We start from the raw sequence: 11,753 nt of genomic DNA, 5'->3' as shown, positions 1-11,753 counted from the left end.
TACTACCACGGCACACAGATGTGGTGAGCAAAGCCCGTGCTCTCTCGCTAGTCAGACACTTCGGAATATGTTGTGTACCGCCTAAGAGGATCTGCACTATCAATAAAACCGGTAATGAAGCGTTATTAGACAGCTGAGGTTTCTTTCGGGGCACCCTGTACACAGGCTGTCGTCCGCTATCGATAGCGGGAACATGTGGATCTACTCGGAGTCAGACTCGGCGGCCATTGCGTGCTGTTCCCGGTAGGTCTCCAGCAGGTAGTTGTCCCAGACGAGGTCCCCGAGGACGTGGGCGTACAGGACGAGGGCGGTAAACAGCGATAGCGGCTCGGAGACGAGCCAGAGACCGAACACGACCACGCCACCGATGAGGTGGTGGCTGAGCAGTCGCTGGAGCGGCCAGAGGTCCTGCGGCCCGAAGATCTCGTCCTGGTCGAACACCGCGATCTTCGGGTTCCGGAGGCAGCGGCGGAGCGCGGCCCAGTCCCCGGTCTCCAGTCGGGCCACGGCGAAGTGGTCGAAGTCGATGGCGACGCCGACGACGACTGCGTAGCCGACGGCGGCCCACCACGGAAGAGGGACCGGTAGAACGGTGACGCCCACGGCCCCGACGGCTGCAGAGACGATGGCGTGGTCTCGAGAATACATACGTGCCCTCTCGATGGGCGCACCCAAAGACTGTCGGTGTCGGCTCGCGGCAGCGACCTGAATTACATCCAGAGCAGTTGCGCGTGGCGCGTCTCGCCCAGGTCGAGCACGTTCTCTTCGTCGACGAAGCCGTGCTCGACGGCGACGCTGACGGCGTCGTCGCCGACGATGTTGGCGACGGAACAGCGAGCGAGGCTGTCGACGATTTCGTCTTCGGTAGCCGTTTCGCCGCCGTAGAACTCCTCGTTGACGGTCAGCGATACGGGACCGTTCTCGAACGTTTCGCCCATGATGTCGGGGTCACAGACCGAGACGAGCAACCCCTCGTCGGTGTCGCGTTCGTTGAGGATCATTCAAGCAGTTGCTGTTCGGCCTCCTCGCGCATCTCGTCGACTTCCTCGGCCAGTTCCTCGGCGCGGTCGAACTCGCCGACCTCTTCGAGGGCGCGGGCCTTCTCTTCGAGCACGTCGGCGTTGCGGAAGCCGAGGCGGACGGCGTTGTCGAAGGCGTCGATGGCCTCGTCGGCCAGCCCGCGTTCGAGCAGGAAGAAGCCACGGTTGTACCAGCCCTCGCCGAAGCGGGGGTCGATCTCGACGGCGCGCTCGGCGTGTTCCAGCGCCTGCTCGGAGCGGCCAGATTTCCACAGCGCGTACGCGAGGTTCGTCTCCGCCGTGGCGGCGTGGTCGGACTCCTCGTCGAAGTTGAGCGCTTCCTTGTACGCGCCGATGGCGGCGTCCCACTCCTCGAGTTCCGCGTGGGCCGCGCCCTTGTTCGTCCAGGCCTCCTGTTTGAGCCGGTCGTCGTCCGTGTACTGGGCGACGCGCTCGAACGTCTCGGCGGCCTGTTCGTGGCGGTTGATGTGCATGTACTCCAGGCCGACGTCGAGCAGTTGCTCTGGGTCGACGGCGTCAGAGGAGATATTCCGCTGGTCCAGCAGGTCGGTGACGACACGGGAGTCGACGGGGTCGACCTTGTCCGGGTCCACCTCGAACTCCGGCGGTTCGAGATCGAACCCTTCGTAGGGGTCGTCGAACCCCTGGCCCTCGGAGAAGGCGTGGTCGTCGTCGTGGTCTGTCATGCCTCCTGATTGACGGCCAATCCGGTTAAGGGCTACGTCCACGGCTCGTGAAGATTTAGGTGTCCTGCGGTCGGATTCTCGGATATGCGGGACCCACTGGCAGTAGACGCGTTGCTCGTCTTTTTCGGGGGTGTGTTTGCGGTCGTTAGCTGGGCCGCTATCACCTCGAACGAGGCCCCGCTGTCACTGTCCGCCGCTGGAGCGGGCGTTGCAGGAACGGTCGTTCTGGCGGCTCTCGCCGGACGCTACTACGCGCAGCTACCGGCGTTCGGGCGCTGGGTACCCAGTCCGGCAGAGACGCCCCGGGCACGAGCGCGGGTAGCCCTCCTGATTGTGGCGGCCATTCTCGTCCGGCTATCTCTTGGTCTCCTTCCTGACACTGCTATCCCCGCTCTCTTCGGCGTCGCGGTCGCAATGGTCGCTCTGGGACTCGGACATAGCCTCTGGCGGTGGCATACAGCCCAAGACCACAGCAGTCACTGACCCCTTGCCGTAGCTTTCTTGCGGACCCGACCGGAACCGCTAGCTATGTCTAAACGCCTGTTCGTCAGCGTCGATCTGGACGGCCTCAGCGACGCCGTAGCGGCCGTTCAGGACCGATTCGACGGCGTCTCGGGGCTTCGGCTGACCGACCCCGCACAGGCCCACGTCACGCTGAAGTTCCTCGGCGACACCGACCCGGACCGCGTTGACGACATCGTCACTGCCCTCGAAGGGGCGGTCGAAGACAGCGGCGTCGAGCCGTTCGAAGCCGAGCTTGGCGGTCTCGGCGTGTTCCCGTCGCTGTCCTACATCAGCGTCGTCTGGGTCGGCGTCCGCGACGGACAGGGTGGCGCGGAACTGGCTGCGCTGCACAAGGCGGTCGAGGATCAGACCGTCGCGATGGGGTTCGACCCGGAGGACCACGAGTTTACGCCGCACGCGACCATCGCCAGAATGGACCACGCCGGCGGCAAAGAGACAGTACAGAACGCCGTCGAGAACGACGACCCTGACGTGGGACGCCTGCAGGTCGAGGAAATCCGGCTGAAAGAGAGTGAGCTGGGACCTGACGGCCCGACGTACCGAACCGTGGAATCAGTGTCGCTGTGAGTGTGTATCGACACGGCCAGGCAGTTGCTATCGGTGCGCGTTCTATGTGAACGGTATCAGTGGAATATATTAAATTTCTGTCAATAACTGCGCGCCAGCGTCGGGACTATCGTAGCACTGGCCTATAACCGAGTGAGGGGCGTCAATTAGCCACTTGAGAACCTATTTACAGCGTATCAGCAGACTGTTTAGGCCGACCAAAATAAATTAGGTTAGTGACAATTTTTATCGGTCCGAGCGGCGTAGGACCGATATGGTCGCCGTTGAGAACGTTGCTTTCGTGTTCGTTGCGGGGTTGCTTACGGCGCTTGCCACCGGCCTCGGTGCGATCCCGTTCTTTCTCGTCGATGAGTTCTCCGACAGATGGAACGTCCTGCTGTGGGGGCTGGCCTCGGGAATCATGGTCGCCGCATCGCTCTTCGGACTCGTCCGGGAGGGGCTGGCATACGGGTCGCCGCTTTTGATGGTTCCCGGCATTCTCGCTGGCGTCCTGCTCGTCGTCGTTGCCCACGAACTTCTGGATGACTTCGACCAGTCACCCGAGCAGTTCGAGCGGGCCGACTTCAAGAAGCTTCTGCTTATTCTGGGCATTCTGACTGTCCATAGCTTCCCGGAGGGCGTCGCCGTCGGCGTCTCCTTCGCGGAACTCGGGCTGGAGTCGGCCACGCCCGAATCCGCTGTGGGTATCCTCGGCGTCTCCGTCCCGCTGCTGGCTGTGTTCATGACTGTCGCCATCTCCATCCACAACGTCCCTGAGGGGACTGCTATCGCCATCCCGCTCCGTTCCCTGGGTGTCAGCGAGTGGAAGATGGTCTGGTGGGCGGTGTTCTCCTCGCTGCCACAGCCGGTCGGGGCCGTTATCGCGTACTACTTCGTCACGCTGGCGAAGGCATTTCTCCCGTTCGGCTTCGGCTTCGCCGCCGGGGCGATGGTGTATCTCGTGCTCACGGAGTTCGTCCCCGAAGCGCTGGAGTACGGCGACGGCTTGCCGGGTGGCGGTAAACGCGAACTAACTGCCGGCGTCGCTGTTGGCGTCTTGGCGATGGTGCCGCTGGCGTTCGTCTAGAAGGGGAGTTTGTTCCGGATGACAGTGAGGTCGACGAAGGCCTTCAGCGGATCGTCGTAGTCATCGACGCGTGTTTCCATCCGGTAGTTCGAGTGGTCGACGGCGAAGAAGTACGGCCCGGGTTCGTCCAGTGACTCCCGCGCGCCGCCGTCGTCCGTGGACGCCCGGTAAATATCCGACCCCTCCGGCTGGACCGCTGTCTGGCTGAACTCGGGGTTCCCCGGCGGTGTCTCGTCGGGCTCCCGACCCTTGATGAACGTGTCGTACTGCTCGAACTGCTCGCGGTCAGTAAAAAAGTACACGTTGAACGGGATGTCCGCTTTGACGATATACCGTAGCTCACCGCCGGGGTCGGATACGTCCGGAATTTCCTCCTTGATCCACGCTTCGTGCGGGTCAACTCTGACGTCCTGTTGCACGCTGACGACGACCTCACCGCCCCCACCCATGCAACCAGAGCTGACGGCTGTCGCACTGACACCCATTGTCTGGAGGAATCTCCGGCGCTTCATCCATTGATAATCAGGGTCACGGACTACTTAGTTCTACGTCCGCAGTTATAGCCGCTGATAACGGGCCGCGACCGGCTCGAAAAGGAAGGAATTTAAACCACGGCGCGGAACAAGCACCATACCATGGGTAAGAAATCGAAGGCTACGAAGAAGCGACTGGCCAAACTCGACAACCAGAACAGTCGAGTCCCGGCCTGGGTCATGCTCAAGACGGACCGCGAGGTCCAGCGCAACCACAAACGACGCCACTGGCGGCGCAACGACACTGACGAATAATGAGCGCCAGTGACTTCGAGGAGCGTGTCGTCACCGTCCCGCTCCGAGACGCGCGAGCCGAACCGAACCACAAGCGCGCAGACAAGGCGATGATCCTCATCCGCGAGCACCTCGCCAAGCACTTCTCTGTCGACGAGGACGCCGTCCGCCTCGACCCCTCGATCAACGAGGCGGCCTGGGCCCGCGGCCGCGCCAACACGCCGAGCAAGATCCGTGTTCGCGCCGCCCGCTTCGAGGAAGAGGGCGAAGCCATCGTCGAAGCAGAGACCGCAGAGTAACGTTGCTCCGCGCGGCTTTCTCCGGGTCGTCGTACGTGGGTGTGTTCGCCCGTGCGACCGACGACTGCGTGCTGGTTCGCCCAGACTTAGACGAATCGCTGCTTGAGGACCTGAGCGACGAACTCGGCGTTCCGGCCGTGCCGACCACCGTCGGCCGCTCCGGGACCGTCGGTGCGCTCGCGACCGGCAACGAGAACGGGCTGGTCGTCTCCGAACGCGTCCGCGAGACCGAAATCGAACGGATTCAGGATGTCGTCGACGTGCCCATCACCAGAATGCCCGGCCGGATCAACGCCGCCGGAAACGTCGTCTGCTGTAACGACTACGGCGCGTACGTCCACCCCGACCTCTCTCGGGATGCCGTGCAAGCGGTCAAGGATGGGCTGGACGTGCCCGTCGAACGCGGCGTCATCGCCGGTGTCACGACCGTCGGGACCGCCGCCGTCGCCACCAACAAGGGCGTGCTCTGTCATCCGAAGGCCACGGACGGCGAACTCGACGCCCTCGAGGAGGTCCTCGACGTGCCGGCCGACATCGGGACCATCAACTACGGTGGCCCGCTCGTCGGCTCCGGGTTGCTCGCCAACGACCACGGCTACGTCTGTGGCTCGGACACCTCCGGGCCGGAACTGGGCCGTATCGACGCGGCGCTCGGCTACATCGACTGACGCGGTTTTCGTTTTACCGCCCGCTCAGGACGGATGCTGGTGGCTGAGTTTTTCTGCCACCACGCTCGGAATGGGCAGTCCGCAGTCCCCACACGCCCAGGCCCGACTGGTCCCGCCGCGCTCCAGCGTCAGGTCCTGCCTGAATCGCAGGGCCGCACCGCACTCGCACTGGTAGGTCGTCTCGCTCATAGCTGGCTGTACGTATTGCCCCGGGAAATCCATCTGGGTCGGCAACCATGACAACTCGTGTCAAAGAATAATATAGTGCGTCCCCAAACGTCACGTATGGTCCAGCGAACACCGCCCGCGGAAGACCAGAACCGCCTCGTCTGCCGGAAGTGTGACTATTCGACAGGTGTGCTCCGGCCGTCCTGTCCAGAGTGCGGTGGCGACATGCTGTACGCGCCGGCGTCCGAGGAGTAGGCCCGTCACTCGTTTTCCAATCGCGTTGTCGTCACAGTCGCAGGACAGGACGATCCATCTCGTGAACGAGACACACCCGGGACGGGCGGAAGGGGAAGATACTTCCCTGCCCTGCCCGCACCTGCGTGTATGAGCACGTACACTGTTCGCGGTAGTTTCCCGGCCCGAGACGGCCCACAGCAGTTCGAGAAGGAGGTCGACGCGCCAAACGAGAACGTCGCTGAGGAGCGCGTTTACAGCGACTTCGGCTCCCAGCACAACCTCAAGCGCACGCAGATCACGATCGAGGAGGTGGCAGCATGATGGGCGGTGGCGGCGGTGGCGGCGGCGGTCAGATGCAGCAGGTCGCACAGGAGATCGAGCAGATGGAGCAGGAAGTCGACGCTATCGACGAGGAAATCGAGCGCCTCCGCGACAAGCAGACTGACATCGACGAGGCAATCGAGGCCATCGAGACGCTGGACTCCGGCTCCACGGTGCAGGTCCCGCTCGGCGGCGACGCTTACATCCGCGCGACTATCGAGGACATCGACGAGGTCGTCGTCTCCCTCGGTGGCGGCTACTCCGCAGAGCGCGAACAGGACGGCGCTGTCAGCACGCTGGAAACCAAGAAGGAGACGCTGGACGACCACATTAGCGACCTGGAGGACGAGAAGGCCGAAGTCGAGACCGAGATGGAGGAGCTCGAACAGCAGGCCCAGCAGATGCAACAGCAGCAGATGCAGCAGATGATGCAACAGCAAGAGCAGGAAGACGAGTAAGGCCGCCATGTTCGACGGACTGAAGGACAAACTCAGCGGGTTCACGAGTGACGTCGAGGAGGACGTCGACGACGACGCACTCGAAGCGGAGGATGAACCGGACGCCGACGAGGCTGACGGGGAAGCACCTGCCGACCAGGCGGCCGACGCCGAGCCCGCAACGGACGCGCAGTCGTCCGAAGACGACACGCAGGCGGCTGCGGCCGAGCCGACGGCCGAAAGCGACCAGCCACAGACTGGTTCTGAACCGCCGGCCGCTGACTCCGAAGCGATAGACGAGCCAGCCACAGCGTCGTCTACGGCAGTCGAAGACGCGGATGAGGTCCCCGAGGAAGCTTCTCAGTCGGACGACACCGCAGTGACTGATGACGACTCGGCATCCGAAGCCGATTCGGAGTCCGAAGAAGACGATGACGGCGGCCGCGGCCTCGCCGCGAAGGCGAAGCTCATGGCCACCGGGAAGACGGTCATCGAGGAGGAGGACTTACAGAGCCACCTCGACGACCTCGAACTGGCGCTGCTGTCGAGCGACGTGGAGATGAGCGTCGCCAACGAGATCCTCGACGGTGTCAAGGAGAACCTCACGGGTCAGACCCGCCGACGGCTCTCCAGCACGGGGAACCTCGTCCGGGACGCGCTCCGGGAGTCGCTGTACGACGTCATCAACGTCGGCCAGTTCGACTTCGACGAGCGCGTCCAGCAGGCAGACAAGCCGGTCACCATCGTATTCACCGGGGTCAACGGCGTTGGGAAGACGACCTCGATAGCGAAACTCGCCCAGTACTTCGAGGAGCGCGGACTCTCGACGGTGCTCGCCAACGGCGACACCTACCGCGCCGGCGCGAACGAGCAACTGGAGAAACACGCCGAGAACCTCGACAAGAAGATCATCACTCACGAGCAAGGCTCGGACCCGACGGCGGTCGTCTACGATGCCGTCGAGTACGCCAAGGCCAACGACATCGACGTGGTGCTTGGCGATACGGCCGGCCGACTCCACACCTCGGACGACCTGATGGCCCAGTTGGAGAAGATCGACCGCAACATCGACCCGGACATGACGCTGTTCGTGGACGAGGCGGTCGCGGGCCAGGACGCCGTCAACCGGGCGCGCGAGTTCAACGACGCGGCCGAGATCGACGGGGCGATCCTGACGAAAGCCGACGCCGACCCGCAGGGCGGCGCGGCCATCTCTGTCGCGCACGTCACCGGCAAGCCGATCCTTTTCTTGGGGACCGGCCAGGACTACGGCGACCTCGAACCGTTCGACCCCGAGGAAATCGTCGACAGCCTCATCGGCGAGTAGGACTCGGCCTTCGCGGTTACTTTTGCTGCTACCCCGCGTTCTGAAACGCTACTGTCGACCCTGTTTGTGTAGAACCCGGCGAGTTCGCGCTCTTCCGACGGGAACGCACCGCGTGCGATGCGGCAAATACTGCCACTCCATCGCAGGTGTGGTCGTTTTCGCCGACAGGGGCGCGTTGAAGTCGTTTGGTGTTCATGACTGATCCACACAGTATCGTAGCATGACACCAATGCAGGCAATCGAACGACGCGACGTTTCCGGCGATGTGAGGAATGGGGCTGACAGTGGTCTCGCGGAGGGAGCCACCGATGTCTGATGGACGCTACTGCCGGCAGGTCGCGCCGGCTGATGTCGCACCCGAACTCATCGTGCTGTCGTCGGGTGACCATGGTCTCCCGGTTGACGAGCCGCGGCTCGTAACTGACGGAGGCGTGCCGGTACCCGATGTTCCAGACGACGGCGGCGACAATTACGGCTACGGGAGTTCCCGCGAGGATGGAGACTGATCTGCCCACTGCGTTCAGGTTATGACGTTGCTAAACGGCGACTGAGCGATTTTGACCGCTAAAACGGCTGTCTGACTCACAATGCAGGGCCTGATATCGTTGCCCCAGGGGCGAAGATACCTATGCGCTCGATAACCGCTCGGGAACAGTACGATTAGTTGTAACTCGGGCCTCGAACCACACTGCAACAGGCCGATGTTCGGCTATCGAAGTGTAGAACCACCCGTGAACTGGCCGAAATATCGGACTCGAACCAATCATGGTCTGAAACAGATCGTTTATATTTGCTTTGCGAACCGGCCCACCTTCGGGTGTTGCTAAGCCGTTCTGTCGGCTCTCCGTCAGACGCTTAGCAGGTCATTCACAAACTGTCCGGCTTCTCTTCGGGCAAACGCTATGGGACGACCCACATCTCGACGGAACGTTATCAAAATCGCAGGCGGCGCACTCGTGGCGCTGGCTGGCTGTAGTGACACTGGCGGTAGCGGTACGGAGACTGGCGGTGGCGGCGGTGCCGAAGCTCCGGGCACATCGACGGCAGCAGAGACTGACGCGATGACGGAAGCCGGTACGGAATCGCAGACGGAAACTGAAGCCCAGACCGAAGAGGGAACCGGGATGGATACTGAGACGGAACTCGGCGAGAACGAAACCGATGCCCTCGGAAACGAGACCGAGATGCCGGATACTGAAACTGAACTGCCCGGCAATGAGACCGACGTACCGGGCAACGAAACCGAACTGCCCGGGAACGGGACCGAGGCCCCGGGCAACGAAACTGAAATTCCTGGAAACGAGACAGATATTCCGGGCAACGAAACGGACATACCCGGGAACGAAACCGAAATACCTAGCAACGAAACCGAACTGCCCGGCAATGAGACCGGCACGGTCGGGAACGAGACAGCGACGACTGGCAACGAAACGACCGCGAACGAAACCGGGGAATAAGCCGCCGTACCAGGTCCTTTTCCCACCGGTTGGGTGAGCTACTCTCGGGCGGCCTCGACGGCGTCGACGAACTCCGCGGCCTGTTCGCGGACGCCGTCCATGTCGTCGTTTTCGATTGCTTCGTAGTTGACCAGCGCCGAGCCCGCGCCGACGGCGACCGCGCCGGCATCGAAGAACTCGTCGACGTTGTCGGCCGAGACGCCGCCGGTCGGCATAATCGGGACGTCGCCGAGCGGACCCTGCAGCGCGCCGATGTGTGCCGGGCCGACCGTTTTCGCCGGGAACATCTTCAGGATGTCCGCACCCGCCTCCATCGCGTCGGCGGCCTCCGTCGGCGTCATGACGCCGGGGATGGCGAGGACGCCCTCGCGGTTACACACGTCGATAACGTCCTCGTTGAGGTTCGGTGCGAGGACGAACTCCGCGCCGGCCTCGATGACGTTGCGGGCGGCGGCGGCGTCCATGACCGTGCCGGCCCCGATGATGGCGTCGGTGTCGTCGAGCGCCTTGTCGACGGCAGCGATCATGTCCGAACAGCGCTTCGCGTCGGCCGTCAGTTCCAGCGCTGTGACGCCGCCTTCGTGGACGGCTGTCGCCACGTCGACCATCTTTTCCTCGGGAATCCCGCGGAGGACTGCCGTGACGCCGCTGTCGACCAGTTCCTGTTGTACCGCCTGTTTGCTCGTCATAGGCGCAACTGTGGTGGGGTGGCTGAAAAACGTGTCTGAACCGCCGAGCCCCCTCGCTACGCGTCGGGGTCGTACGGGCGCGCGATATCGGTCGGCGGCGCACCGACGCCGAGGACCGTGACTGGTTCGTCGGCGTCGGCGGGGTTGTGCGCGCGGTGTGGGCTCTCCGGTTCGGCGACGAACACCTCGTCGGCCGAGACGACGTACTCCCCGTCGGGGGTTTCGACGTGGAGCGTGCCGTCGAGCACGTAGAACAGTTCCTCGCGGGTCTCGTGGTAGTGGTAGGCCCGCGAGAGGTCTTCGCCGGGTGCCATCTCGTAGGTGGCCGCGTGGAGCGCGTGGAGTTCGGCGGCGTCGGAGACGCCGCGCCGGTCACAGGGGTAGTCCGCAGTTTCCGACAGGTCCTCGGGGTCGATCTGGTGGTAGCCCATATCGTCGGTGGGGGCACCGGCGGGCAAAAGCGTGACCACGGCGGGGCGTCAGGCGAACAGCCAGATCAGCACGGAGAGCGTTCCGATTGAGGCCACCGTCGAGGTGAAGACGTTCAGCGAGGCGAACGCGGCGTCGCCGCCGAGTTCCGTCGTGTAGACGTACGTCGACACCGCTGTCGGGGTGCCGAGCATCACGACCGCTGCGCCCAGCGCCGTCGCGTCCATCGCTAGCGAGGAGTACACCAGCCACGCCAGTGCCGGCATCCACAGCACCTTCAGCCCGACGACGCTGACGGTCTTCTGCAGGTCCGCCACCGGGAGGTCCGTGTCCAGCGTCGCACCGATACACAGCAGGGCGACCGGCAGCGCCAGTTCGGCCGGCGGGCCGAGCGCACCGACGAGTCGCTCCGGAACGGACAGCGACAGGACCGAGGCTGTGATGCCGGCCGCCAGCGCGATGAGCACCGGGTTCGTGAGGAGTTTCTTGCACTCGCCCAGCAGCGAGGCGTCGCTGCCGTTGATGCGGACCAGCAGGAACACCGTCACCGGGACGTGGGTCACCGCGCCGATCCCGAGGATGACGCTGGCGACGGCCGTCGCTTCGCTGCCCATCGTCGCTGCCACGAGCGGCAGCCCGAGAAACCCCATGTTGCTGTGATACGACTGGACGACGGAGACGCTGCGGCGGTCGGGGGATTCCAGGCGCCGGTGGACGAGCCAGCCCAGCGTTATCGTCAGCGCGATGACGGCCCAGAAGCCCCCGAGCAACGCCGGCGAGATAATCTCCCGTAGCGGGCGGTTGTACGTGGACCGGAATATGAGCGCCGGCAGGGCGACAGTAAAGACGAGTGTGGTGAGGATATCCGTCCGCCGGTCGGTCAACAGCCCGAAGTGGCCGGCGGCGACGCCGGCCGAAAGAAAGGCGACCATGAATCCGAGCTGCCCGAGCACGCCCATATTGTCGACCAGTCGGTTCGACCTCTTCACCCTTTCGCCACCGGTAGACGTGGAATTAATCGTGCAGATGTCGCATACAGATAGCACGTCTCGCCCGAAGATGGCCGGAAA

At 63.6% G+C, this 11,753-nt stretch carries 20 protein-coding genes; 12 read left to right on the top strand and 8 right to left on the bottom strand.

The window, feature by feature from the left end; all coding sequences use genetic code 11:
- Positions 1-201: 201 nt before the first annotated feature.
- From C442_RS13140 to C442_RS13130, 3 genes are all read right to left on the bottom strand, one after another.
- Positions 202-648, bottom strand: coding sequence for a hypothetical protein (locus tag C442_RS13140; protein ID WP_008311185.1), 447 nt, complete (start codon positions 646-648; stop codon positions 202-204).
- A 62-nt stretch (positions 649-710) separates the two neighbouring features.
- Entirely contained in the window at positions 711-1,001 is a 291-nt protein-coding gene (locus C442_RS13135) for a DUF424 domain-containing protein (protein WP_004518341.1), read from the bottom strand.
- Positions 998-1,726, bottom strand: a complete 729-nt coding sequence (locus tag C442_RS13130) for a tetratricopeptide repeat protein (protein ID WP_008311183.1) — start codon at positions 1,724-1,726, stop codon at positions 998-1,000. Before C442_RS13130 ends, C442_RS13135 begins: the two co-directional genes overlap by 4 nt.
- 84 nt (positions 1,727-1,810) lie before the next feature.
- On the opposite strand from C442_RS13130, the gene C442_RS13125 reads away from it, so the two are divergent.
- The 3 genes from C442_RS13125 (at position 1,811) to C442_RS13115 (ending at position 3,884) form a co-directional block, all read left to right on the top strand.
- Positions 1,811-2,209, top strand: coding sequence for a hypothetical protein (locus C442_RS13125; protein ID WP_008311181.1), 399 nt, complete (start codon positions 1,811-1,813; stop codon positions 2,207-2,209).
- 45 nt (positions 2,210-2,254) lie between these two features.
- Complete coding sequence (gene thpR / locus C442_RS13120) at positions 2,255-2,818, top strand: RNA 2',3'-cyclic phosphodiesterase (protein ID WP_008311179.1); 564 nt, start codon at positions 2,255-2,257, stop codon at positions 2,816-2,818.
- Between the two features lie 253 nt (positions 2,819-3,071).
- Positions 3,072-3,884 (top strand): ZIP family metal transporter, encoded by an 813-nt coding sequence (locus C442_RS13115; protein ID WP_008311176.1) that lies wholly within the window; start codon positions 3,072-3,074, stop codon positions 3,882-3,884.
- On the opposite strand, the gene C442_RS13110 is transcribed toward C442_RS13115, so the two are convergent.
- Complete coding sequence (locus C442_RS13110; protein WP_008311174.1) at positions 3,881-4,333, bottom strand: hypothetical protein; 453 nt, start codon at positions 4,331-4,333, stop codon at positions 3,881-3,883. The genes C442_RS13115 and C442_RS13110 overlap by 4 nt on opposite strands.
- A gap of 186 nt (positions 4,334-4,519) precedes the next feature.
- Here C442_RS13110 and C442_RS13105 point away from each other — a divergent pair, with 186 nt between their 5' ends.
- Genes C442_RS13105 through C442_RS13095 form a run of 3 tightly spaced genes read left to right on the top strand, consistent with a single transcriptional unit; the run spans position 4,520 to position 5,618 of the window.
- Positions 4,520-4,672 (top strand): 50S ribosomal protein L39e, encoded by a 153-nt coding sequence (locus C442_RS13105; protein ID WP_004518346.1) that lies wholly within the window; start codon positions 4,520-4,522, stop codon positions 4,670-4,672.
- Positions 4,672-4,950: a 50S ribosomal protein L31e gene (locus C442_RS13100; protein WP_004518347.1), complete on the top strand. Its 279-nt coding sequence runs from the start codon at positions 4,672-4,674 to the stop codon at positions 4,948-4,950. The genes C442_RS13105 and C442_RS13100 overlap by 1 nt, the downstream gene beginning before the upstream one ends.
- 2 nt (positions 4,951-4,952) lie before the next feature.
- Positions 4,953-5,618 (top strand): translation initiation factor IF-6, encoded by a 666-nt coding sequence (locus tag C442_RS13095; protein WP_008311170.1) that lies wholly within the window; start codon positions 4,953-4,955, stop codon positions 5,616-5,618.
- A 24-nt stretch (positions 5,619-5,642) separates the two neighbouring features.
- Here C442_RS13095 and C442_RS22190 read toward each other — a convergent pair whose 3' ends face one another.
- A complete protein-coding gene (locus tag C442_RS22190; RefSeq protein ID WP_167320676.1) occupies positions 5,643-5,807 on the bottom strand; it encodes a hypothetical protein in 165 nt (54 codons plus the stop codon).
- A 96-nt stretch (positions 5,808-5,903) separates the two neighbouring features.
- Here C442_RS22190 and C442_RS22185 point away from each other — a divergent pair, with 96 nt between their 5' ends.
- From C442_RS22185 to C442_RS13070, 6 genes are all read left to right on the top strand, one after another.
- Positions 5,904-6,041, top strand: a complete 138-nt coding sequence (locus tag C442_RS22185) for a hypothetical protein (protein WP_008311168.1) — start codon at positions 5,904-5,906, stop codon at positions 6,039-6,041.
- Positions 6,042-6,170: 129 nt separating this feature from the next.
- Positions 6,171-6,344: a 50S ribosomal protein L18Ae gene (gene rpl18a / locus C442_RS13090; protein ID WP_004594032.1), complete on the top strand. Its 174-nt coding sequence runs from the start codon at positions 6,171-6,173 to the stop codon at positions 6,342-6,344.
- Complete coding sequence (pfdA, locus tag C442_RS13085) at positions 6,341-6,802, top strand: prefoldin subunit alpha (RefSeq protein WP_193363410.1); 462 nt, start codon at positions 6,341-6,343, stop codon at positions 6,800-6,802. The genes rpl18a and pfdA overlap by 4 nt, the downstream gene beginning before the upstream one ends.
- A 7-nt stretch (positions 6,803-6,809) precedes the next feature.
- The gene (gene ftsY, locus C442_RS13080; RefSeq protein WP_008311166.1) at positions 6,810-8,108 is read left to right on the top strand and encodes a signal recognition particle-docking protein FtsY; all 1,299 of its coding nucleotides are present in this window, start codon (positions 6,810-6,812) and stop codon (positions 8,106-8,108) included.
- Positions 8,109-8,416: 308 nt separating this feature from the next.
- Positions 8,417-8,614 (top strand): hypothetical protein, encoded by a 198-nt coding sequence (locus C442_RS13075; RefSeq protein ID WP_008311165.1) that lies wholly within the window; start codon positions 8,417-8,419, stop codon positions 8,612-8,614.
- A 396-nt stretch (positions 8,615-9,010) separates the two neighbouring features.
- Positions 9,011-9,565, top strand: coding sequence for a hypothetical protein (locus C442_RS13070; protein ID WP_008311164.1), 555 nt, complete (start codon positions 9,011-9,013; stop codon positions 9,563-9,565).
- 38 nt (positions 9,566-9,603) lie between these two features.
- Here the strand turns inward: C442_RS13070 and C442_RS13065 are convergent, their stop codons facing one another.
- Genes C442_RS13065 through C442_RS13055 form a run of 3 tightly spaced genes read right to left on the bottom strand, consistent with a single transcriptional unit; the run spans position 9,604 to position 11,642 of the window.
- A complete protein-coding gene (locus C442_RS13065) occupies positions 9,604-10,254 on the bottom strand; it encodes a bifunctional 4-hydroxy-2-oxoglutarate aldolase/2-dehydro-3-deoxy-phosphogluconate aldolase (protein ID WP_008311163.1) in 651 nt (216 codons plus the stop codon).
- Between the two features lie 56 nt (positions 10,255-10,310).
- On the bottom strand, positions 10,311-10,685 hold the full coding sequence (locus tag C442_RS13060) for a cupin domain-containing protein (protein ID WP_008311162.1): 375 nt from the start codon (positions 10,683-10,685) through the stop codon (positions 10,311-10,313).
- A gap of 48 nt (positions 10,686-10,733) precedes the next feature.
- On the bottom strand, positions 10,734-11,642 hold the full coding sequence (locus C442_RS13055; RefSeq protein ID WP_008311160.1) for an AEC family transporter: 909 nt from the start codon (positions 11,640-11,642) through the stop codon (positions 10,734-10,736).
- Between the last annotated feature and the right edge of the window lie 111 nt (positions 11,643-11,753).

Source organism: Haloarcula amylolytica JCM 13557, from assembly GCF_000336615.1.
Classification (GTDB): Archaea; Halobacteriota; Halobacteria; order Halobacteriales; family Haloarculaceae; genus Haloarcula; species Haloarcula amylolytica.
This window is presented reverse-complemented; position numbering and strand designations above follow the sequence as displayed.